Annotated in this window: 18 protein-coding genes; 7 read left to right on the top strand and 11 right to left on the bottom strand. The window is 72.1% G+C overall.

The features are described 5' to 3' along the window. Positions 1–85 precede the first annotated feature (85 nt). Together AB0E77_RS01750 and AB0E77_RS01745 are read right to left on the bottom strand one after the other, a co-directional pair. Positions 86–1,126, bottom strand: a complete 1,041-nt coding sequence (locus tag AB0E77_RS01750) for an LAETG motif-containing sortase-dependent surface protein (RefSeq protein WP_361564070.1) — start codon at positions 1,124–1,126, stop codon at positions 86–88. Between the two features lie 540 nt (positions 1,127–1,666). Next, a complete protein-coding gene (locus AB0E77_RS01745; RefSeq protein WP_361564067.1) occupies positions 1,667–1,954 on the bottom strand; it encodes a chorismate mutase in 288 nt (95 codons plus the stop codon). Positions 1,955–2,298: 344 nt separating this feature from the next. On the opposite strand from AB0E77_RS01745, the gene guaA reads away from it, so the two are divergent. Continuing rightward, positions 2,299–3,879 carry a glutamine-hydrolyzing GMP synthase gene (gene guaA, locus AB0E77_RS01740; protein WP_361564064.1) on the top strand — a complete coding sequence of 527 codons (1,581 nt, stop codon included), beginning with the start codon at positions 2,299–2,301 and terminating at the stop codon, positions 3,877–3,879. A 9-nt stretch (positions 3,880–3,888) separates the two neighbouring features. On the opposite strand, the gene AB0E77_RS01735 is transcribed toward guaA, so the two are convergent. Both AB0E77_RS01735 and AB0E77_RS01730 read right to left on the bottom strand, forming a co-directional pair. Then, positions 3,889–4,377, bottom strand: coding sequence for a pyridoxamine 5'-phosphate oxidase family protein (locus AB0E77_RS01735; RefSeq protein WP_361564061.1), 489 nt, complete (start codon positions 4,375–4,377; stop codon positions 3,889–3,891). Between the two features lie 67 nt (positions 4,378–4,444). Continuing rightward, entirely contained in the window at positions 4,445–5,356 is a 912-nt protein-coding gene (locus AB0E77_RS01730) for a DUF4429 domain-containing protein (protein ID WP_361564058.1), read from the bottom strand. Between the two features lie 200 nt (positions 5,357–5,556). Here AB0E77_RS01730 and AB0E77_RS01725 point away from each other — a divergent pair, with 200 nt between their 5' ends. Together AB0E77_RS01725 and AB0E77_RS01720 are read left to right on the top strand one after the other, a co-directional pair. Then, positions 5,557–6,852, top strand: coding sequence for a hypothetical protein (locus tag AB0E77_RS01725; protein ID WP_361564055.1), 1,296 nt, complete (start codon positions 5,557–5,559; stop codon positions 6,850–6,852). Positions 6,853–7,061: 209 nt separating this feature from the next. Continuing rightward, complete coding sequence (locus tag AB0E77_RS01720) at positions 7,062–7,586, top strand: DoxX family membrane protein (RefSeq protein WP_361564053.1); 525 nt, start codon at positions 7,062–7,064, stop codon at positions 7,584–7,586. Between the two features lie 10 nt (positions 7,587–7,596). Here AB0E77_RS01720 and AB0E77_RS01715 read toward each other — a convergent pair whose 3' ends face one another. Both AB0E77_RS01715 and AB0E77_RS01710 read right to left on the bottom strand, forming a co-directional pair. Next, entirely contained in the window at positions 7,597–7,821 is a 225-nt protein-coding gene (locus tag AB0E77_RS01715) for a hypothetical protein (RefSeq protein WP_361564051.1), read from the bottom strand. Then, the gene (locus AB0E77_RS01710) at positions 7,808–9,217 is read right to left on the bottom strand and encodes a PspC domain-containing protein (protein WP_361564048.1); all 1,410 of its coding nucleotides are present in this window, start codon (positions 9,215–9,217) and stop codon (positions 7,808–7,810) included. Before AB0E77_RS01710 ends, AB0E77_RS01715 begins: the two co-directional genes overlap by 14 nt. Before the next feature lie 180 nt (positions 9,218–9,397). Here AB0E77_RS01710 and AB0E77_RS01705 point away from each other — a divergent pair, with 180 nt between their 5' ends. After that, positions 9,398–10,690 carry a PspC domain-containing protein gene (locus AB0E77_RS01705; RefSeq protein WP_361564045.1) on the top strand — a complete coding sequence of 431 codons (1,293 nt, stop codon included), beginning with the start codon at positions 9,398–9,400 and terminating at the stop codon, positions 10,688–10,690. Next, positions 10,687–11,406 carry a response regulator transcription factor gene (locus AB0E77_RS01700; protein WP_361564043.1) on the top strand — a complete coding sequence of 240 codons (720 nt, stop codon included), beginning with the start codon at positions 10,687–10,689 and terminating at the stop codon, positions 11,404–11,406. The genes AB0E77_RS01705 and AB0E77_RS01700 overlap by 4 nt, the downstream gene beginning before the upstream one ends. Positions 11,407–11,436: 30 nt before the next feature. Here the strand turns inward: AB0E77_RS01700 and AB0E77_RS01695 are convergent, their stop codons facing one another. Both AB0E77_RS01695 and AB0E77_RS01690 read right to left on the bottom strand, forming a co-directional pair. Next, entirely contained in the window at positions 11,437–12,987 is a 1,551-nt protein-coding gene (locus AB0E77_RS01695; RefSeq protein WP_361564041.1) for a polysaccharide lyase family 1 protein, read from the bottom strand. A gap of 328 nt (positions 12,988–13,315) precedes the next feature. Further along, entirely contained in the window at positions 13,316–14,365 is a 1,050-nt protein-coding gene (locus tag AB0E77_RS01690) for an NlpC/P60 family protein (RefSeq protein WP_361564038.1), read from the bottom strand. Between the two features lie 314 nt (positions 14,366–14,679). Between AB0E77_RS01690 and AB0E77_RS01685 the strand changes: the two genes are divergently transcribed. After that, complete coding sequence (locus AB0E77_RS01685; protein ID WP_161164878.1) at positions 14,680–15,033, top strand: hypothetical protein; 354 nt, start codon at positions 14,680–14,682, stop codon at positions 15,031–15,033. Here the strand turns inward: AB0E77_RS01685 and AB0E77_RS01680 are convergent. Together AB0E77_RS01680 and AB0E77_RS01675 are read right to left on the bottom strand one after the other, a co-directional pair. Next, entirely contained in the window at positions 15,011–16,018 is a 1,008-nt protein-coding gene (locus AB0E77_RS01680) for a tellurite resistance/C4-dicarboxylate transporter family protein (RefSeq protein ID WP_361564035.1), read from the bottom strand. The two genes, AB0E77_RS01685 and AB0E77_RS01680, sit on opposite strands and share 23 nt — an antisense overlap. A 26-nt stretch (positions 16,019–16,044) precedes the next feature. Then, a complete protein-coding gene (locus AB0E77_RS01675) occupies positions 16,045–17,241 on the bottom strand; it encodes an NlpC/P60 family protein (RefSeq protein WP_361564033.1) in 1,197 nt (398 codons plus the stop codon). Positions 17,242–17,685: 444 nt separating this feature from the next. On the opposite strand from AB0E77_RS01675, the gene pcrA reads away from it, so the two are divergent. Next, entirely contained in the window at positions 17,686–20,178 is a 2,493-nt protein-coding gene (pcrA, locus tag AB0E77_RS01670) for a DNA helicase PcrA (RefSeq protein ID WP_361564030.1), read from the top strand. A gap of 71 nt (positions 20,179–20,249) precedes the next feature. On the opposite strand, the gene AB0E77_RS01665 is transcribed toward pcrA, so the two are convergent. Continuing rightward, a complete protein-coding gene (locus AB0E77_RS01665; protein ID WP_361564028.1) occupies positions 20,250–21,902 on the bottom strand; it encodes a M23 family metallopeptidase in 1,653 nt (550 codons plus the stop codon). Positions 21,903–22,188 lie beyond the last annotated feature (286 nt).

Below are 22,188 nucleotides of genomic sequence, written 5' to 3'. Positions count from 1 at the left end.
CCGCCCACGAGAACGAGAAAGGACCTGCGCCCCCCTCCGAGCGCAGGTCCTTTCTCGTGTGCGTCGAGCCGAGCGGCTCAGAGGCTTACGCCTCGGCACCGGCCTTGCGACGGCGGACCAGGAACACCGCGCCGCCACCGGCGACCACGGCAAGCCCACCGGCGAGCCCGATCATCGGCAGAGCGGAGCTGGAACCGGTCTCGGCGAGGCTGCCGGTCGGCAGTTCGGAGACGTCGCCCTGCGGCTTCTTCACCGAGATGCTGCCGCCCTTGCCGCCCTTGTCGTTCGGCTTGGCGGTGCCCGGGGCGGGGTTGTCGGAACCGGGCTTCAGGACCTGGAAGTCGTACTCGCCCCAGCCCGCGGCGAAGCACTCCTGGCCCTCGACCTCGTCGAGGTAGGCGCCGAAGGCGAAGGCGTAGGCGTCGCCCGCCGGAGCCTTGGCGTCGACGCGGAGCCGCATGTCGACGGTCCGGCTCGCGCCGGCCTTCAGCTTCTCCTCGAAGTAGAAGTAGTCACCGGCCCACTCGTCGTTGCCGATGCGCTTCCAGGCACCCGTCTCGGGGTTCTTGAACTCCAGGTCGACGTAGGAGCTGAGGAACTTCGACTCGTCCTCGAACTCGTAGTTCTCCACCTCGGCGTAGAAGGTGACCTCCTTGACGGAGACCTTCGACTCGTTGGTCACGACGAGCTCGAACGGGTGGTAGCCGTCGCCCGCGACGATCTTGCCGGGCAGGCCCTTGATGTTCGAGGAGACCTTGGCGTCGCCGTAGTTCGCGTCGATGTCCTCGCAGAAGGGGACGTCGGGCTCCGGGCTCTCCGACTCCTCCGGGGTGGAGGCGGTCGGGGCCGGGGACGTGGGCGTGGTGCTGCCCGTCGCCGACGCGGTGGGCGAGGCGGGGGCGGACTCCGTCGCCGAAGCGCTCGGCTCGGTGGTCGGGGAGTCGCTCGGCGCGGGCGAGGTCTCCGTCTCGGACGCCGTGGCGCTCGGGGAGGCGCTCTCGGTCTGCTCGGGCGCGGACTCCGTGGCCGAGGTGGACGGGGACGCCGGCTCGCCGTCGGCGTAGGCGGCGGGAGCCGCGAGCAGCGCCAAGGGGGCAATCACTGCCGTGGCAGCCGCTGCTGCCATGGCGCGACGAAGCTTCATGAAGACCTCGGAAAGTCCGGCGTGCCGCGTGGGCGCGGCACGGGGGCGAGTCAGGGAAGGCCTCCGCGCAGGGGGCGCGGGTCGGCCCTTGGTTCATCTGTTCGACGTGTTTGATCAGTGAACCCTGTGAATGGTTGTCCCTGGACTCACAGAATTTTTATGTGTCCTGTGCCACACGTGCGACAGCGGCGCCGGGGGAGGAGTCGGCGCCGCTGAGCCGGTGGATGTGCACGGATACACACAGGTACGAGGGAAGACCCCGGGCCCGGGCCGTTCCCGTCCGGCCGGCCCCGGGCGTCCCCGGAGCCGGCCGTTCTCTTGGGTGACCGGGCTGCTGTCCCCTGCCGTCCGGTCACTTCCTGGAGCGAGGTCCCACGACGTACGGCACGATCCGTTCGTCTCATCGCCCCAGCGAGCCACGCGTGGTTCTTTCGGGCCCGCCCCTGGCTGGCACGGACACCGGGACCAACGAAGCGTCCCGCGCGGCGGTCACGCTCCGTACGGGTGAGAGCGCGCCCGAACTCAGATACGACCCCGGCACAGCTCCAGCAGCGTCATCGCCAGCGCCGTGCCCGGCTTGCCCAGCGCCTCCCTGTAGTGGCCGAGCACGTCCATCTCGCGGGAGAGGTTCACGCGCCGGCCGCCGGAGGTGATCCTCGCCTCCTGGATCACGGCGGAGACGGCCATCCGTTCCTGGATCAGCCCGATGATCCGGTCGTCGAGCGCGTCGATGCGCTCACGGGCGCCGGTGATCACATCGGCGGCCTCGGTCGTGCGGGCGCCGGTCTTGTCTGCGGTGGTGACGGTCATCTCGGGGGCTCCTCGCCGGGGTGGTGGCGGTGCCCGGGGCCGGTCGGGCCCGGAAACGACAGGCGCCCCGGACCTTGTCGGCCCGGGGCGCCTGGGAAGTCGCTCGTCAGTTGCTCAAGCAGCACGACCATGGCAGCCGGTGGGCCGGTTGCCATAGGTAAAGACGAAGGTCTGGTGCGTGAGCATGCGCCCAGTATGCACCGGGGACGGACCGTGTCCAAGCAGGTTCGCATGGTGAGACGCGGAGCCGGGCGGGGGCCGGGGAGCAGGGCGGGACGCTCCCTTCGCCCACCTCGGTAGAATCGGGAGCACAAGACCCCCGCCCGACCGCCGGAAGGCACCCCGTGTCATCAGCGACTCCCGCTGCCGCCGCCCCCGACACCGTCCTGGTCGTCGACTTCGGTGCGCAGTACGCCCAGCTCATCGCCCGTCGTGTCCGCGAGGCGCGGGTCTACAGCGAGATCGTGCCGAGCTCCATGCCGGTCGAGGAGATGCTCGCCAAGAACCCGGCGGCCGTCATCCTCTCCGGAGGCCCCTCCTCGGTGTACGAGCCGGGCGCCCCGACCGTCGACCGCGCCCTGTTCGAGGCCGGCGTCCCCGTCTTCGGCATGTGCTACGGCTTCCAGCTGATGGCGCAGACCCTCGGCGGCACCGTCGACAACTCCGGCGCCCGTGAGTACGGCCGCACCGAGCTGTCGGTCTCCCGCCCGTCCTCCACCCTCTTCGAGGGCACCCCGGCCGAGCAGGCCGTGTGGATGTCCCACGGAGACGCCTGCTCCGCCGCCCCCGAGGGCTTCACCGTCACCGGCTCCACGGACGTCGTCCCGGTCGCCGCCTTCGAGAACGACGAGAAGAAGCTCTACGGCGTCCAGTACCACCCCGAGGTCATGCACTCCACGCACGGCCAGCAGGTGCTGGAGCACTTCCTGTACCGGGGCGCGGGCCTGACCCCGTCCTGGACCACGGGCAACGTGATCGAGGAGCAGGTCGCGGCCATCCGCGCGCAGGTCGGCGACAAGCGCGCCATCTGCGGCCTGTCCGGCGGCGTGGACTCCGCCGTCGCCGCGGCCCTCGTCCAGAAGGCCATCGGCTCCCAGCTCACCTGCGTCTACGTCGACCACGGCCTGATGCGCAAGGGCGAGACCGAGCAGGTCGAGAAGGACTTCGTCGCCGCGACGGGCGTGCAGCTCAAGGTCGTGGACGCGGAGGAGCGCTTCCTGAAGGCGCTGGCCGGGGTCTCCGACCCCGAGGAGAAGCGGAAGATCATCGGCCGCGAGTTCATCCGGGTCTTCGAGCAGGCGCAGCTGGAGATCATGCAGGAGGACGGCCCCGAGGTCGCCTTCCTCGTGCAGGGCACCCTCTACCCGGACGTCGTCGAATCCGGCGGCGGCACCGGCACCGCCAACATCAAGTCCCACCACAACGTGGGCGGCCTCCCCGACGACATCGAGTTCCAGCTCGTCGAGCCGCTGCGCCAGCTGTTCAAGGACGAGGTCCGCATGGTCGGCCAGGAGCTCGGCCTGCCCGAGGAGATCGTCCAGCGCCAGCCCTTCCCCGGCCCGGGCCTCGGCATCCGCATCGTCGGCGAGGTCACCAAGGAGCGGCTCGACCTGCTCCGCGAGGCCGACGCCATCGCCCGCGAGGAACTGACGGCGGCCGGCCTCGACCGCGACATCTGGCAGTGCCCGGTGGTGCTGCTCGCCGACGTCCGCTCGGTCGGCGTCCAGGGCGACGGCCGCACCTACGGCCACCCGATCGTGCTGCGGCCGGTCTCCTCCGAGGACGCGATGACCGCCGACTGGTCGCGCCTGCCGTACGACGTCCTCGGCAAGATCTCCACCCGCATCACCAACGAGGTCAAGGACGTCAACCGCGTCGTCCTCGACATCACCTCCAAGCCGCCGGGCACCATCGAGTGGGAGTAGTCCCGCGGGTCAGGTCCGTCTGAGGGTGCGCACCGGCTCTCCGGGCCTCCAGACCTGGACGACGAGGTATCTGTCGTCCTCGACGTAGGTCCGCACGACCTCCGTCAGCTCGGTGCGGAAGAGGTGGAACGGCTCCGGCGGTTCCACCTCTTCCACGTATCCGCCCTTCGTCTCCGGGTCGTCGACCTCGAAGGCCCGTCCGCAGATCCGTACGTCGCCGCCGCCCATGCCGGTGCCCTCCCCGGGGTTCGTCTGGAGCGCGAAGCGCGGGTCGCGGAGCAGGTCGAGGGCCTTCAGCGAGCCCCGCATCATGCCGAGCCACAGCAGGCCGCCGACGAAGCGCACCTCGAGGCCGGAGGTGCGGGGCGAGCCGTCCCGGCGCAGGGTCGCCAGCGTGTGATGCCGGTACGCGCCGAAACGCGCCTCGACGAGGGCGGCGAGGCCGGGTTCGGCGGCGGTGAACGAGGCCCAGTCGGGGCCCTCGGTGCTGGGTGTCATACCGGGAGTGTGGCGCCTGAAGCCGACATCCTCTGTCGTGATTCACGAGGCCGGGCGGCCGGGCCGGTCAGGCGGTTCCGTCGTCGTGTGCCGCGAAGCCGCGGAGCACGGCCGCCTTGGTCATGGCGAACTCCTCGTCCGTCAGGACGCCGCCGCGGTGCAGTTCACCCAGTTCGCGCAGCCGGCGCAGCAGAACGTCGTGATGCGGAGCCGGGGGCCCCGGCTCCGCAGTGGTCTCCGCGCGGGGGCGCACCACCGTCGCCGGGCCGGTGGCCGACGGGTGCGGGAGGCGGGCCGTGACCGCGGTGGCGATCAGCCCGGTGAGCAGGTCGCGGCGGGCGTTGCCCCACAGGTCCAGGGCGCAGGGGTCCCTCTCCGGCGGCAGCCCGGACGCCACCGTCTCCCGGGTCACGAAGCGCAGGAAGCCGTTCTCGTACCCGGAGTTCGGCAGCCACTCGACCCGCACCAGATCGGCGACGCCGATGAGCCGCGGGCCGGTGGCGCGCTTGAGGCGGGCCGAGGTGTCGGCCCAGTCGATGCGGACCTGGGCGCCGTCGAAGGAGACGGTGCCGTCCGAGCAGCGGACCGAGACCGGCACCGGCGGCCCGGACAGCAGGTAGGCGCGGACGGGCGCCCCGGGGATCCGGTCGAGCAGCAGCGCCCGGCGGACCTCCTCGACGACGTACTCGGCCACCCCGCAGCGGTCGACGTCCACCACCAGCCGGTACGGGTCCGCCTCCTCGGGCAGCCGCCCGCCGGTCGCCTGCAGCAGGGGATCGGCGCCCTCGCGCAGCCGCAGGCGCAGGCGTCCACGCCGGCGCCCGGGCTCGAGGACGATGCCCGAGACCGCCTCCAGCGGCACGGAGATCTCCCCGTACGTCTGCCGGAACGGCGACACCGAGCGGTTCCGGCCCGGCGTGATCCGGACCGTGCTGCCGTCGAACGTCCAGGTCCCGTCGCGCTGGATGATCTCGGCCATGAGGAAATTCTGGCAGCCGGGTCAACACGGCGGCCCGCGCTTCACCCGCGCTGAGCAGAGCGGACCCGGGGCACCGGGCGTCCAGGGCGCGGCGTACGGCACAATTCGCTGTCGTCCCAAGGGATTTGCAAGGGATCCACGGGTGTCGGCACAGACACGTGCCGCAGGGTTTCGGCGGGCTTCGGAAGGCGGCGTGGGGCGTGGCGGTGCAGGAGGCGAGACGCGGGAGCGGCTCGGGCAAGGACGCGTACGAGGCGCCGCACCGCGGCGGCTGCACCTGCGGGGACTGCCCGCACGGTGCCCGTGAGGGACACCGCCGGGCGGTCGCCGCGTTCCTGCTGAAGCGGGACGAGTTCGCCGCCGGGCAGGGGCTGCCGGCCGCGGTGGCCCACTCGGCCTCGGCCTCCCGGCAGTGGGTCTCCGAGGAACTGACCCAGTCCGCGGACGTCGTCGCCGAACGCGGCCGGGCCGAGGGCGAGGCGTGGCTCGCCGGCCTGGGGCGTCGCACGGCCGGCGCCGTGTGGGCGGCGGTCGTGGCGCTGCTCCTCGCCCAGTCGCTCACCGCGGTCGGCGCCGGCTGGTCGGCGGCGCGCACCGCAGGGATCGCGGCGGCCGTGGTCGTGGCCGGGGCGCTGACGGCGGCGTCCTGGTTCCACCGGGCGCGGGGCGGGGCGCTGGCCCCGGTCATCGGGGAGGACAACCGCCTCTCCACGTCCCGGGCCGTGGCGGCGGTCTGGGTGCTCTTCGTCGCCTACGCGGTGCTCGTCCTGGCCGGACAGCTCGCGGTGGCCTCGGGGCACGGGCGGCGGGACGCGCTGATCTCCGGGCTCGAACTCGCCCGGGGCGCCGGAGTGGTGACCGTGCTCGCGGTGGTGTGCGGGATCGCGGTGCTGGTGCGCCGGGTGGTCGGGCTGCGGGTGCTGGGGCAACGGCTCCAGAAGGTGCGCGCCGACCGACCGCGGGCGGCCGACCTGCTGACGGACGACGCGGGCCGCGGCACCTTCGCCGACATCCAGTACGTCGTGATCAGTGCGGTGGCCCTCGTCTTCGCGGCGGTCCGGCTGGCCCGGCGGCCGGAGCAGCTGCCCGACCTGCCGTGGGGGCTCGCCGTGGTGGTGCTGGTGTCGGCGGCGACCTATGTGGCCGGCAAGTACGCGGAGGGCGGCCGGCCCGTGATCCTCTCCGTGGTCCGGGCGCGCGAGGCCGGTGACCTGGACGCCCCGATCCGCACCGGCGACGACATCGAGATCCGCGGCGCCGGCTTCGTGCCGCCGGGCGCCCAGCGCGCGGACCGGCTGTCGCGCATGGTCGTCCGCATCGGCGCCGTCAACGTCCATGTGCCCCTCGTCCCCGTGCCGGGCGGTTTCAGCAACCCGACGGACACGCTGCTGACCGTGCCGGTGCCTGCGGACGTGGAACCGGGCCGGGTGGAGGTCCAGGTGGTCACGGGCGCGGGCGTGGAAACCGGTCGGTACACGATCGACGTGACGGACTGACGGACTGGCGGACTGGCGGACTGGCGGGCCGGCGGGGCGGTGCCCAGGCCGACGGGCTGCCGGGGCTGCGGATGCCCGACTGCCCGACTGCCGAACCGACGGAATGCCGGGAAGAAATCACGTGGGCAAGGATTGAGCGCGGCCCGGGCCTCGCACGTATCGTCTGTCGAGGGGGTTCTGCACGCATGGGCGAGAGGCGGCTGGCAGTGATGACTCACGGCATGCGGACGGACTCGCACACGTCCGGCCACGGCCCGGGCCGGCGCGACGCCGCCGCTCGGTACGCCCTTCTGCCCCTGCGGATCTTCCTGGGCGTCACCTTCATCTACGCGGGCCTGGACAAGCTGACCGACAGCGCCTTCCTGAAGGACTCGGGGGCCGGGTCCATCGGCGACATGATGCGCGCCGTCCGCGACTCCTCGGCCGTCCCCGCCCTGGTCGACCTGGCCCTGAAGAGCCCGACCGGCTTCGGCTACGCCATCGCCCTGGGCGAGCTGGCCGTCGGCATCGGCACACTGCTGGGGCTGCTGGCCCGCCTCGCCGCGCTCGGCGGCGCGCTGATCTCGCTCAGCCTCTGGCTGACCGTCAGCTGGGCCTCCGACCCGTACTACTACGGCAACGACCTCGCCTACCTCATGGCCTGGCTCCCCCTCGTCCTCGCGGGCGCCCCGCTGCTCTCGCTGGACGCGGCACTGCACACCCGGCGCCGCCTGCGGAACGGCGGCTCCCTGTAGGGGGCCGCCGTCAGTCCGGGCGCCCGTCCGTGCGCAGCGCCCGCCGGCGTCTGCGTGCCGACTGGGCCGCCATCCCGACCACGCCGGCCACGCACAGGCCGCCGTTGACCACCGGGACGATCACGAACCACGGCGTCTCCCACAGGCCTCCCGCGTCCCCGGCGTAGAGCACCCCCGCCAGGGTCAGGAAGGTGCCGGCGATCAGCCTGCCGGGCTGGAAGTCATGACGCAGCACGGGACACCTCCGCCTGTCCGAGGCCGACCTGAAGGTCGAGGTCGAGCGTGCCGGCCTTCGCGACGCCCTTGTCGGGGGCCAGGGTGACCTCCGTGTGCTTGCCCGGTGCCACGTCCACGTCCTTCGAGTCGTCGCCCGGGAGCTGGATGTCGCCCACGCCCACCTCGGCGCTCAGCCGCACGGTCACGTCCGGCGGCACGATCACGCGTATCCGCCCCACGCCGACGTCGGCCCGGGTGGTCAGCGTCTGCCCCTGCGCCAGCTCCAGGCCGGACAGGTCGAGGGTGCCGGTGCCGGTGCCCACGTCGTACTGCTCGCGGACGTCGGCGACGGCCGTGGGCGCCCAGGTGCTCCGCGTCCACTCCGTGCCGGCGTCCTTCGGCAGGGCGGCCGACCCGGCCAGCAGGCCCGCCGTGATGATCGCTAGGAAGATCGAACCGGCTCCCGTACGGCCCAGGAAGGCACTGATCGCGATCCCCACGCCGTAGACCGCCAGCGCGCAGGCCAGACCGGTCTGCAGGCTGGTGCCGAGCGGCTGGTCGTCCCAGGTCAGGCGGGTGCCGAGGAAGCCCGCGAGGAGCGCGAGCAGGAAGATCAAGCCGCCGATGCCGTGGACGCCGCGCTGCCGGGTGCGCCGGGAGGACAGGTCGGCCGGGGTCTCCCGGTCGCGGTACGCGCCGCGTCCGATGTTGACGGCCGCCGCGACGTCCCGGTCGCGGGAGTCCCGGGGGCCCCACAGATATCCGGTGCCGCCGACGTGGGTGCCGTCCTTGACGATGGGGTCGCGCCACCAGGACGGGTAGGCGGCGGCGGTCGGCGGTGCCTTGGCCTCGGGCGGGGCGTCGGCGACGGCCTGGGCGGCGAGCGGGTCGGGGCCGGGCGCGCCGCGCTGCCGCGACCAGTAGCCCGCCCCCGCGAGGAGGAGGGACAGTATGACGGCGAAGGAGAGAACCCCGCCGTTCTTCAGCATGCTCAGGAACACCCCGCAGCCGACCAGGGCGAACAGCACGGCCGTCAGGGCCTGGCCGTCGACCCGGCCGGTCAGCAGCTTGCGGACCTCGTTCTCCTCCTCGTCGTCATAGGGGACGAAGAGCCAGGCGAAGCCGTAGAAGAGGAGGCCCAGGCCCCCGGTCGCGGCCAGCACCGCGAGCGTGATGCGGAAGATCACCGGATCCATGTCGCACTGCCGCCCGAGCCCGGCGCACACCCCGGCGAGCGTCTTGTGCCGCCGGTCGCGGCGGAACCCGCGGGGAGGCTCCGCCGCGTCCGGGCCGGCCGCGCCGCCGCCAGCGGACCCCGGGGCGTCACCGGCGTCCGCGGCGGACGCCGCGGACGCGGCGTCCCGCGGCCCGGAGCCGGGTCCCCGGCCCCTCGCGGCGTGCTCGTGATCTGTCATGAGTCCATGGTGACGGGCGCGACGCCGTGACGGCAGCCGGTGCGACCCTGGTCGGACCCTGATATCGGCCCTGAGACGGCGGCCGGGGAGCGTTCGAGGCGCGCCCGGCCCGAAGATCAGGGGAGTCTCCGGGGCCGACCCTGATGCTCCCCTCCGCCCCGCCGTGTGACCATCGTTGGCATGCCGGACGCCGCAGCACCTCCCGTTGTCGAACCGCGGCCGCCGCGCAAGCTCTACCGCAGCAGCGACGGACGCTGGCTCGGTGGCGTGGCGCGGGGGCTCGCCGGGCACCTCGGGCTGCCCGTCATCTGGGTGCGGCTCGTCTTCGTCGGCCTGTTCATGGCCGACGGCCTCGGTGCGCTGCTCTACGCGGCCTTCTGGTTCTTCGTCCCCCTCGGTGTCGGCGGCGTCGACGCACAGAAGCCGCCGTCCCTGGTCACGGCGGAGACCTCGCCGGACGGCCGGCGCAGACTCGTCGCCCGCAAGCCGGACAAGGGCCAGATCGTCGCCCTGCTCCTCATGGTCGTCGTGGCCATGGTCTTCGTGGGCAACGTCAATCTCGGCAACGGCGCCAAGGCATACCTGTGGCCCGTCGTGCTGGTCGGCGCGGGCGTCGCCCTCGTCTGGCGCCAGGCGGACAACGCCCGCCGGGCCCGCTGGGCCGAGGTCGGCCGCGACCGGCGCACCGTCACGCTGCTGCGCTCCGTGGCCGGCGTCCTGCTGGTGACGGCCGGTGTCTCCGCGATCTTCGTCCTGCAGGGCTCGGCCGCCCACCTCGGCTCGGTGCTCCAGGCCGCGCTCGCCGTCCTCGTCGGCATCACGCTCCTCGCCGGCCCCTACCTGGTGCGCATGACGCAGGACCTGTCCGAGGAGCGGCTGATGCGCATCCGCGCCCAGGAGCGCGCGGAGGTCGCCGCCCATGTGCACGACTCGGTCCTGCACACCCTCACCCTGATCCAGCGCAACGCGGAGAACGCGGGCGAGGTGCGCCGCCTGGCCCGCGCCCAGGAGCGCGACCTGCGCGCCTGGCTCTACAAGCCCGAGGGCAACGGCAAGGACGAGGACGACGAGCCCACCACCCTCGCCGACGCGGTCAGGCGCAACGCCGCGGAGGTCGAGGACAAGCACGGTGTGCCCATAGAGGTCGTGGTCGTCGGCGACTGCCCGCTCGACGAGAGGATCGGCGCACAGATGCAGGCGGCACGCGAAGCTATGGTGAACGCCGCCAAGTACGGTGGCGAGGGCGGCGCGGTTCAGGTCTACGCCGAGGTCGAGGGCAGGACGGTCTTCGTGTCCGTGAGGGACCGGGGCCCCGGCTTCGACCTCGACTCCATACCCGCCGACCGCATGGGCGTCAGAGAATCGATCATCGGCCGCATGGAGCGCAACGGCGGCACGGCGCGGCTGCGCGCGGTGCCGGACGGCGGCACGGAGGTCGAGCTGGAGATGGAGAGGGCGGAGAAGACGTCATGAGCGACCCGACCGAGGGCAACGGAACGGCGGGACCGGCGGACGCGGGTGCCGGGGAGCGCCGCGTGCGCGTGGTCCTCGTCGACGACCACCGCATGTTCCGCACCGGTGTGCAGGCCGAGATCGGCCAGACCACCGAGACCGGCGTCGAGGTCGTCGGAGAGGCCGCCGACGTGGACCAGGCCGTCACCGTCATCACCGCGACCCGCCCCGAGGTGGTCCTCCTCGACGTCCATCTGCCGGGCGGCGGCGGCGTCGAGGTCCTGCGTCGCTGCGCCCCCCTGATGGCCGACGCCGAGCGGCCCGTCCGCTTCCTCGCCCTGTCCGTGTCGGACGCGGCGGAGGACGTGATCGGCGTGATCCGCGGCGGTGCCCGTGGCTATGTCACCAAGACGATCACCGGCTCGGACCTCATCGACTCCGTCTTCCGCGTCCAGGAGGGCGACGCGGTCTTCTCCCCGCGCCTGGCCGGCTTCGTGCTGGACGCCTTCGCCTCCACCGACGCCCCGCCGGTCGACGAGGACCTCGACCGCCTCACCCAGCGCGAGCGCGAGGTGCTGCGCCTGATCGCCCGGGGCTACGCGTACAAGGAGATCGCCAAGCAGCTGTACATCTCCGTCAAGACGGTCGAGTCCCACGTCTCCGCGGTGCTCCGCAAGCTCCAGCTGTCCAACCGCCATGAGCTGACCCGCTGGGCGACGGCCCGCCGGCTGGTGTGACGGCCGGCGGGCGTCCCGGGGGCGGGCCGGTTATCCGGCGTAGGTCTCGAACTCGGCGACCTTCGGGGTGCCCGACGCGCCGGTGATCGTGAAGGTGACCTTCTTCAGCGAGGTCGCGGGGAAGGTGATGACCCCCGCGCCGGTGCCCGAGGCCAGGGTGGCGCCGGTGTCGCCGTTGACGACCTGCCAGGAGCCGATGGTGCCCGCGCTGCCCGCCGCCTCCCGGATGTCGATCTTCGAGACGGTGGTCGCGGTGCCCCACTTCACGGAGACGGAGCCGGTCGAGCCGGCCGGTGACCAGTAGGTGCCGAGGTCGCCGTCGCGCACGTTGCCGTAGCTCGTGCCGCTGGCCTTGGAGGAGCCGTCGGCGCCGGCCCCGAGGCTGAGGTTGGTGCCGGCGGGCGTGGTCGGGTCGGTGGGGCCGGGGGTGGGGTCCGTCGGGTCCGGCGTCGGGTCGGTCGGGTCCGGAGACTGGGCCGAGCAGCTGCCGTCGGACACCAGAAGCCCCTTGTTCGCCCCCGCCGTCCGGCTCACGATGCCCGGCACGCAGGACGCCTCGTCCAGGCTGTAGGAGTACGGGATGCCGACGCTGGTGTTGGACTTCGGGTCCGGGCCGGCCGGGTTGTTGTCCTCGCCGGGCTCGGACCAGGTCACGTTGTCGAAGATGTTGCCGTTGACCTGCCAGTAGCCGGCCGCGTCGGTGTAGAAGGTGCCGAGAACGTCCTTGGAGTCCTCGAAGTAGTTGTTGTCGACCCTGGCCTTCGCCCCGGCCCGGGAGTTGATGCCGGACTCGTTCAGGTGCACGTAGTGGTTGTTGTAGATGTGGGCGATGCCGCCGCGCAGCAGGGGCGCGCGGGAGTCCAGGTTCTCGTAGAGGTTGTGGTGGAAGGTGACGTAGCCGTTGGAGACGTCGCTCTCGCTGGAGCCGATGAGGCCGCCGCGGCCGGAGTTGCGCAGGATGCTGTAGGACAGCGTCACGTACTGGGTGTTGTCCTTCATGTCGAAGAGGCCGTCGTAGCCCTCCGACTCCCCGCCGGACGCCTCCAGGGTGGCGTGGTCGACCCACACGTTGCGGACGTCGCTCTCCATGCCGATGGCGTCGCCGCCGTTGGAGGTCGGGGAGCCGGACTTCTTGACGTTCCGGACGGTCACGTTCTGGATGACGATGTTGCTGGACTCCCGGATGTGGATGCCCAGTTGGTCGAAGACGGCACCGCTGCCGACGCCGACGATCGTGATGTTGCTGACCTGCTTGAGCTCGATCTTGTCGGCCGCGGTGTTGCAGCTGTCGCCCGAGACCTTGCTGGTGTTGCCGTGATTGATCGTGCCCTCGACCTGGATGACGATCGGGGTGCTGCTGGAGGCCCGGTTGCACAGGGCCTCGTGGATGGCGGTGCCCGTGGTGGCGCGGACGGTCTGCCCGCCCGCGCCGCCGGTCGTGCCGCCGTTCTGCGTCGCGTAGCCGGTGGCGCCGCCGGCCGCGGCCGACGCCTCGGGCGCCGACAGGACCGCGGTGGTCGCGGCCGCCAGGGCCAGCGTGCCCACTGCGGCCGAGAGCCGTATGGCGACTGGTCGTCTCATCTCGCCTCACCTTTCGTCTCGCGCGGCGGCGCTCGCCGCACGCAGGTGTTGTGGTCCGCCGTGCCTGGAAGGTTGCCGCCCGCGGTGCATTAAGCGGTTTCTTCACAGACCGGCCGGCTGGTTCCGTGGTGCGGTGACGTGCGGGGTGGCAGCGGCTTGCTGTACGTGCTCAGCTCGGCAAAGGGGCTACGAAGTGCCGGGCTGATCTGAGCATGACAAACAAAGAGAAGAGGAAAGCGCTTTCGCGTCTCCGCCAACCGCGAGGGTAAGCACGGACCCTTGGGCTGGCAAGGGTCCGCGCACGCGTCGTTCCGGCGGGAAGCCGGCCTCACGCCACCCGCGCTGCCCCCGCGAAGGGCATCGAGTCGACGGGGGCCACGCGGACCGGCGCCGAGGGGTTCGGGGCGTGGATCATCTGCCCGTTGCCGACGTAGAGGCCGACGTGACTGATGCCGGAGTAGAAGAAGACCAGGTCCCCGGGGACGAGTTCGGCACGGGAGACGCGGCGGCCCGCACCGATCTGGGCGTACGTCGTCCGGGGGAGGGAGACGCCCGCGGCGCGGTAGGCGGCCTGGGTCAGGCCCGAGCAGTCGAAGGCGTCGGGGCCGGTCGCGCCCCACACATAGGGGCTGCCGAGCTTCTGGTAGGCGTACGCGACGGCCGCCGCGGCGCGGGGGTTCGGCGCCTGGGCGGAGGCCGCGAGGCCCTCGCGGGCGCCCGCCGAGCGGTCGGCGCGGTCCGGGGCGGGGACGAGGCGGGCGCGTTCCGCGGCCGTCAGCCGGGACAGCAGACGGCGTGCCGTCTCCAGCTTGCCGGTGATGGTGGCGCGGTGCCGCCTCAGCTCGGCCTGCCGCGACTTCAGCGAGGCCAGCTCGGTCCGGGCGGCCCCGCGCAACTGCTGCACGTCCCGGAGTTCCTTGCGTGCCCGGCCGACGGCGGCCGCCTGCCGGCTGCCCACCCGCTCGACGAACTCGGCGCCCTCCAGATACCGGTCCGGGCCGGCGGAGAGCACGAGCTGCAGGGCCGGGTCGAGTCCGCCGCTGCGGTACTGCGCCGCCGCGACCGCGCCCAGCGTCTCCCGCGTCGCGTTCAGCCGGTCCTCCTTGCGGGCCACCTCGTCGCGCAGTTCCTCCAGGCGCCGCTCGGCCGCGTCGGCCTTCTCCTTGGCGCCGTTGTACTTCTCGGTGGCGACCTCCGCCTCCCGGTACAGCTTGTCGACCTGGGCCCTGACCTGCGCCGGCGTCGGTTCCGGATCGGCGTGCCCGGTCCCGCCCAGCCCGGCCGCGCCGACCGCGCCGGCGAGGGTGACCGTGACGGCGGTGCGGGCGCCCGTCCCGGTGCCGGTCAGCCGCCTCCGTGGCCTGCGATGCGCTGCCACCAGGGATCCACGTCCTTCCGTGCCGTGCGCCGCCCGCTGCCCGGGCCGGTCATCTGCGGAAGGACGCTAGGCCGGTCGGTAACGAGCCGGTGACGGATTGCGCGGAACTGGCGGTACCGGACCGGCGGGCGACCGTACGTGACCGCCGACCGGGCCGGAGGCCGCCGTCTTCACGCAGGGTGATGACCGAAACGCCGGATCGGGGACATGTGAGGACGGTGAGCTGCTATGGGGTGCATATATGCGCCCACGCCTTCCCCGGCGGACCGGGCCGGTGTCGGAGCGTGCCCGGCCGCTGATTAGGCTCCGGCCTCATGGACGTACTCATCCACCTCTTCGTCGGTCTGCACATCGTCGGCATCGCGGCGCTCCTCGGCGGCTTCCTGACCCAGATGAAGGCGATGGGCCAGGGCACCGCCCGTTTCACCCCGGCCATGCTGCACGGCGCCCTGACGATGCTGGTCACCGGAGCGGTCCTGGTCGGCCTCAACCAGGCCCAGGACTACTCCGTCGACAACGTCAAGATCGGCGTCAAGCTGGCCGTGCTGATCGTGATCCTCGGCCTGGTCTACGTGAAGCGCGACGACGAGAAGGTGGACAAGCCGCTGTTCGGCCTCGTCGGCCTGCTGACCCTGGTGAACATCTTCATCGCCGTGTTGTGGACCTGACGTCCTCGGCCGCCGCGGCGGAGCGCAGCCCGGCCCGGGCCGAGGCGACCGCCCCCACCGCGACCGCCAGCCACCCGGCCACCGAGATCCACACCAGGACCTGACCCGGCACATCCAGCCACGGAACGTCCACGGCGGCGGCGACGGACAGCGTCGCCGCCGCCGTCATGCCGAGGGGGAAGACGGTCGACCAGCGGCGCACGTCGTAACGGGGACGGGGCCACACGGCCTCGCAGACGAAGAGGACGACGTACCAGGCGAGGTCGAGCACCAGCAGGGCGACGGTCGCGTCGTGCAGCACACCCTCGACGTCGTCGTTCCACAGGTACATCCCCGTGTCCGCCGCGGCGAGCAGCTTGGACCCCGCGAGCGCCGAGATGGCGAGCGCGCCGCCCGCGACCCAGTGGTCCCCAAAGCCGCGGGCCAGCTGCCGCAGGTCGAAGCGGAACAGCGCGACGACGTAGAGCACGAGCCCCAGCCAGAACGGCACCAGCGCCGCGTGCGCGAGCCAGGCCGTCGAGGTCGACGCGGCCAGCGTCGCCCCCAGCACGGTGAGGCCCTCCGTCGCCACGCAGCCCAGGAACACCGCCCCCGGCATCCGCCGCTCCCAGTGCCGCACGACCACCAGCAGCAGCCCCGGCCACAGCAGCGCGGACAGCGCCAGCAGCGCCGCCGCCAGGGCCGTCCAGCCGAGCAGCGAGAAACGGGTGCCGACCACGCACGTCGCCGCGACGGCGGTGAGCGCACCCGGTGTGCCGGCCTGCGTCACCCACTTCGTCCGGTCGGTCAGGAGCAGCGAGGCGAAGTTCGCCGCGAGCGCCAGCCACGCGGCGCAGGCCAGGACCAGCATGATGCGGGACAGCAGCTCGTGGTGCGTCAGGTGGAGGCCGATCGACACGATGCCGGTCGCCATCACCGCGGCCCCGGCCGCCGGCGGACGCCGCGCCCACCAGGCGCGCAGAGGGTGACTAGTGCCCGATGACATGGGTCGATGCTAGAGAGCACCGCCCGTCAGGCCGGACGCACCACGCTGTGGATCGACGACTCGCCGTCGTAGTAGACCGACTCCTCGCGGACGTACGCGCCCGGCTTCGGGGCGTGGATCATCATGCCGTTGCCGATGTAGACACCGACGTGGCTGATGTCGTCGTAGAAGAAGACCAGGTCACCGGGTTGCGCCTGGGAGATGGAGACCGTCGTGCCGGCGTCGACCTGGTCGTAGGTGGTACGCGGCAGCGTCACGCCCGCCGCCTTCCAGGCGGCCTGGGTGAGACCGGAGCAGTCGTACGAACCGGGGCCGGTGGCGCCCCAGACGTACGGCTTGCCGATCTGCGCGCGGGCGAAGGCGAGCGCCTTCTCGGCCTTGGTGCCGTACGACGGGTCCGGCGTGGACGAGCCGGTGCCCGTGCCGCCGGTGTCCGTACCGGACGAGCCGGTGGAGCCGGAGGAACCCGTCGAGGTGCCGGTCTCCTGCTGGGCGGCCTGCTCCTGCCGCTCCCGCTCCTCGGCCTGCTGCCGGGCCAGCTCCGCGGCCTTGCGGGCGGCCTCCTCCTGCTTCTTCTTCTCGATCGCCGCGAGCCGGGCCTTCTCCTCGGCGGTCAGCGTCGACAGCAGCTCGCGCGCGTCGGCGAGCTTCGTCTGGACGGTGGCCTTGGCCTTCTTCAGGTCGTTCTGCGAGTCGGTGAGCGTCTCGAGGCTCTCGGTGGCCTCCCGGCGCTTCTTCATCGTCTCGGACTGCTGGGTGACGTAGTCGTCGACCGCGTCCTTCTGGCGGCCTGTGAGCCGGCTCATCAGCTGGGACTGGTCGACGTAGTCCTGCGGCGAGTCCGCCAGCAGGAAGGTCGCGGCCGACGGGACCATGCCGCCCGTGCGGTACTGCGCGGAGGCGTAGGAGCCCAGCTGCTCGCGGGCGTCGTTGAGCTTCTGCGTGCGCTGGGCGACGTCGTCGAGGAGGGTGTCGACGCGCTCGCGCTGCTTCGCGGTCCGTTCCTTCGCCGCGTTGTACTTCTCGGTGGCGGACCCGGCCTGGCGGTAGAGGTCGTCGACCTTCTTCTCCACCTCCTCGAGGGTGGGCCGGTCGTCCGACGGTGTGGCGTCGGCCGTCTGGGACAGCAGGGCGACGGAGGTCAGGGCCGCCGTGGCGAGGGCGGGGGTCCGTATGCCTGCGACGCGCGAACCGGTGGGGCGCGACTTGCGGTGCGACGCCAAGGGAGGCGACTCCTTCCGTGCTCCGCCTACCGGGTCAGCGATGGGGGTGCCTCCCAGGCCGTCCAGGCACCGGGGGAGGGTTCGGGCGGTGTGTTCGGAAGGTGTGCCCTACGGCGCCGCCCGGCGAGGACGGTGGGCCGATTCACCCCAGGAATTCGGTTGGGTCCCCGGCTCCGTGCGCCGTGCGGCACACCGGACTCGGCGGAGGCCGCGCGTCCCGGCGACGTTCGCCGGAGGGGGCGTGCGACCTGCCCCGCACCGTAGCCAACTCGTGTGGCCCCTGGGAAGGTTGCCGGGCGATATGCCCGATACATTTTCGTGACCTTCAGTGTGAGGGTCACTGCGTGTGATAGAGCCTGATCCGAGAGTCCCGATCTCCGGAATCCCGGCCGATTTCCGGGGTGGCGGCCGGATGTCGGTGGGGCGCCCTAGACTCGGAGAGCGATGAGCAGCCTCTTTGACGAAAGCTTCCTGGCGAGCCTCCAGACCCCGCGCGGTCACGAGGAGGAACCCCCGCCGCCGCCCGAGGACGATCACGGAACGGAGCCCGTTCCGCACGATCTGTTCGGCGGGAAGTTCGACACGCCGCCGGACCGGGACTCCTACTACCGGGACGGCGCCCCGCGCCCCGTCCTGGACCCGGCCGCGCTGCTCGAGGGGCTGAACGACAACCAGCGCGCCGCCGTCGTGCACTCCGGCTCCCCGCTGCTCATCGTGGCCGGCGCCGGCTCCGGCAAGACCCGGGTGCTCACCCACCGCATCGCCCACCTGCTGGCCGAGCGGGGCGTCCACCCCGGGCAGATCCTCGCGATCACCTTCACCAACAAGGCCGCGGGCGAGATGAAGGAGCGCGTCGAGCAGCTCGTCGGCCCGCGCGCCAACGCGATGTGGGTGATGACCTTCCACAGCGCGTGCGTCCGCATCCTGCGCCGCGAGTCCAAGAGGCTCGGCTTCACGTCGTCGTTCTCGATCTACGACGCCGCCGACTCCAAGCGCCTGATGGCCCTGGTCTGCCGTGACCTGGACCTCGACCCCAAGCGCTTCCCGCCCAAGTCCTTCAGCGCCAAGATCAGCAACCTGAAGAACGAGCTGATCGACGAGGAGGACTTCGCCGCCCAGGCGGCCGACGGTTTCGAGAAGACCCTCGCCCAGGCCTACGCGCTCTACCAGTCGCGGCTGCGCGAGGCGAACGCCCTCGACTTCGACGACCTGATCATGACGACGGTCAATCTGCTCCGCGCCTTCCCGGACGTCGCCGAGCACTACCGCCGCCGTTTCCGGCACGTCCTGGTCGACGAGTACCAGGACACCAACCACGCCCAGTACGCCCTGGTGCGCGAGCTGGTCGGCACCCCCGCCGAACACCCCGTCGACGTGCCGCCCGAGGCCGAGGTCCCGCCCGCCGAGCTGTGCGTCGTGGGCGACGCCGACCAGTCGATCTACGCCTTCCGCGGCGCCACCATCCGCAACATCCTCCAGTTCGAGGAGGACTACCCGGACGCGACGACGATCCTCCTGGAGCAGAACTACCGCTCCACCCAGACGATCCTCAGCGCCGCCAACGCGGTCATCGAGCGCAACGAGTCCCGCCGCCCCAAGAACCTGTGGACCAACGCCGGCGCCGGCGCCCGGATCACCGGGTACGTCGCCGACACCGAGCACGACGAGGCCCAGTTCGTCGCCGACGAGATAGACCGCCTCACGGACGCGGGCGAGGCGAAGGCCGGCGACGTCGCCGTGTTCTACCGCACCAACGCCCAGTCCCGTGTCTTCGAGGAAGTGTTCATCCGCGTCGGCCTGCCCTACAAGGTCGTCGGCGGCGTCCGCTTCTACGAGCGCAAGGAGGTCCGGGACGTCCTGGCCTACCTGCGCGTCCTGGCCAACCCCGAGGACTCGGTGCCGCTGCGCCGCATCCTCAACGTCCCCAAGCGCGGCATCGGCGACCGCGCCGAGGCGATGATCGACGCGCTCGCCCAGCGAGAGAAGATCAGCTTCCCGCAGGCCCTGCGCCGCGTGGACGAGGCGTACGGCATGGCCGCGCGCTCCGCGAACGCCGTCAAGCGGTTCAACGCGCTCATGGAGGACCTCCGCACGATCGTCGAGTCCGGTGCCGGACCGGCCACCGTGCTCGAGGCCATTCTCGAACGCACCGGCTATCTCGCCGAGTTGCAGTCCTCCACCGACCCGCAGGACGAGACCCGCATCGAGAACCTCCAGGAACTCGCCGCCGTAGCCCTCGAGTTCGAGCAGGAACGGGCCGAGGCCGAGGGGGAGAGCGCCGGCACGCCGGCCGACTTCCTGGAGCGGGTCGCCCTGGTCGCCGACTCCGACCAGATCCCCGACGAGCAGGACGGCGACGGCGTCGTCACCCTGATGACCCTGCACACCGCCAAGGGCCTGGAATTCCCGGTCGTCTTCCTCACCGGCATGGAGGACGGCGTCTTCCCGCACATGCGCGCCCTCGGCCAGACCAAGGAACTCGAGGAGGAACGCCGCCTCGCCTACGTCGGCATCACGCGGGCGCGGGAGCGGCTCTACCTGACGCGGTCCACACTGCGCAGCGCCTGGGGACAGCCCTCGTACAACCCGCCCTCGCGCTTCCTCGAGGAGATTCCGGCGCCCCACCTGGAGTGGAAGCGTACGGGTGCGAACGGGCCCGCGCCCTCCGCACCGGTCTCCGGAGTGGCGGCCTCGCTCTCCTCGTCCCGCTCCCGCTCCTCGGCCTCGGGCGCGTCCGGCTTCGCCACGCGCCGCTCCGCCTCCGAGAAGCCGGCGGTCTCGCTCGCCGTCGGCGACCGCGTCACGCACGACCAGTTCGGGCTCGGCACGGTGGTCGGGGTCAAGGGCACGGGGGCGAACGCCGAGGCGACGATCGACTTCGGGGACACCAAGCCGAAGCGGCTGCTGCTGCGGTACGCGCCGGTGGAGAAGCTCTGAGGACGCGGTGGGAGCGGCGGACCTCCGCGGAGGTCCGCCGAACCGCCGGGATCCGCTGAGAAGTTACTCCGTCACTGCGGGTCGAGGCCGTGGCTGCGCAGCCAAGGGAGCGGGTCGATCGCCCCACCGCCGGAGGGCCGCACCTCGAAGTGCAGATGCGGTCCCGTCGAGTTCCCCGTGTCACCGGAGAGCGCGATCGGATCGCCGGCCTTGACCGTGGCGCCGTAGGGGACCTGGTAGCTGGAGAGGTGGCAGTACCAGGTCTCCGTGCCGTCCTTCGCGGTGAGGATCAGCATGTTCCCGTACGCGACGTTGTACTGCGTGCGCACCGTGCCGTCGGTCGCCGCCATCACCTTCGTGCCGTACGACACGGGGAAGTCGATGCCGGTGTGCGCGGACATCCAGTTGATGCCGGCCTGGCCGTAGTAGGCGCTGAGGCCGTGCTGCTCGACCGGGAGCGCGAACTTGGGGCGCAGCCGCTCCTTACGGGCCGCCTCCTCCGCCGCCCGCCTCTTCTCCGCCGCCTGCTGGGCCTTGAGGTCGATGCGCTCCTGCGTCCGGCTGGCCCGGTCGGCGAAGTCGTCGGCGCCGGCGGAGAGACTCGCGAGCTGGGTGTCCAGCTTGTTGTTGGCGGCGGACGGCTTCACCGGCGCGGCGTCGCTGCCGGCTCCGTCCGCGGCCGACGCCGTCGTCTCCTGGCCGTCCTCGCCGCCCAGGCCGCCGACGGAGGCCGCGGCGATGCCGGCGACGCTCATCACGCAGGCCGAGGGAACGGCGATGGTCAGCAGCGCCGAGCGCTTGGCCGGCTGACGCCGACGCGAACGCGCCCCGCTGCGGGAGGCGGTGCGGGCGGCCGGGACCCGGGGGACCGGGACGACCTCTTCCTGCTCCTCGAGCAGCGTGGTCACGGCGGGCAGTTCGCCGGTCGCGGTCAAGCCGTCGTCACGCGGGGCGGGTTCCTCGGCGGCGGCCGGGGCGGTGTCCGTCGCGGTGTGCGCCGTGGGGTCCGTCGTGACGTCCTGCACCGCGCCGTCGGAGTTCCACTGCGTGGCGTCATAGGCGCCGGTGTCGAACGTGCCGGTGCCGAAGGCGACGCCTTGGAAGGCGCTTGTGTCGAGGGAACCGGTGTCGAGGGAACCGGTGTCGAGGGCCCCTGTGTCGAGGGAACCGGTGTCGTAGGACCCGGTCCCGAATGCGTCCGTCGCGAAGGTCCCCGTGGCGAAGGTCTGGGTGCCCCAGTCCCACTGCTGGGTCCCGTCGGCGGGCTGACCCGACTGGTCGGGCTGGGTCCAGGCGGCCGTGTCCCACTGGCCCGTCGACTCGACGCTCGTCGCCTGCGAGGGCACCATGACCGGCTGCTGACCACCGGCCGTCCACGCCGTCGTGTCGTAGGCGCCGGTGTCGTAGGCGGCGTGGTGCTGGGCCGCGTACGCGTCGTGATGCGGCGTCTGGTGGCTGCCGGTGGCCCACTGGGTGGAGTCGTACGAGCCGGTGGTGTCGTAACCGCCCGTGTTCTGGTCCGGGAGGCTGCCGAAGAGCGGGTCCGCGGCGAAGGTCGCGGTGGCGTGGGGTCCGGTGGCAAAACCGGTGGCGTCGTAGCCGCCGTACGTGGTGAGGTCGCCGTACTGGGCTTCACCGGTGCCGTACGGCGCGTAGTGCGCCGGGTCGGCGTCGGAAGCCGAGGCCGGGGCGGTCATGCCCCCCGACGGGTGACGGTCGTTCACCAACTTCTCTTTCGCCTCGACAACAGGGCTGCCAGAGCAGTGCGGCGACTGTACCCGGCGGTATGCGGGCGCGACAATCTTCTGCAGGTTTCGCCCACGCAGGAAACGGGCAATCGGCCGTGTTTTGGGGGACGGCGGGCGCGACTTTGGCTTTGTGTTCGACGTTTGTTCGAGGTGGGGGCGGGTGTGTCGCGGTGAGCGCCGCCGGGGCGGCCTCCACGGTGATCTCCGTGGTGATCACCGTGATGACCGCTTCGGCGGGTGTTTCGGCAGGTGCCTCGGAGGG

It is taken from the genome of Streptomyces sp. NPDC032940, assembly GCF_040636935.1.
Taxonomy (GTDB): domain Bacteria; phylum Actinomycetota; class Actinomycetes; order Streptomycetales; family Streptomycetaceae; genus Streptomyces.
Note: the sequence above shows the minus strand (reverse complement) of the source record. Positions and strands in the feature narration are given on the sequence as shown.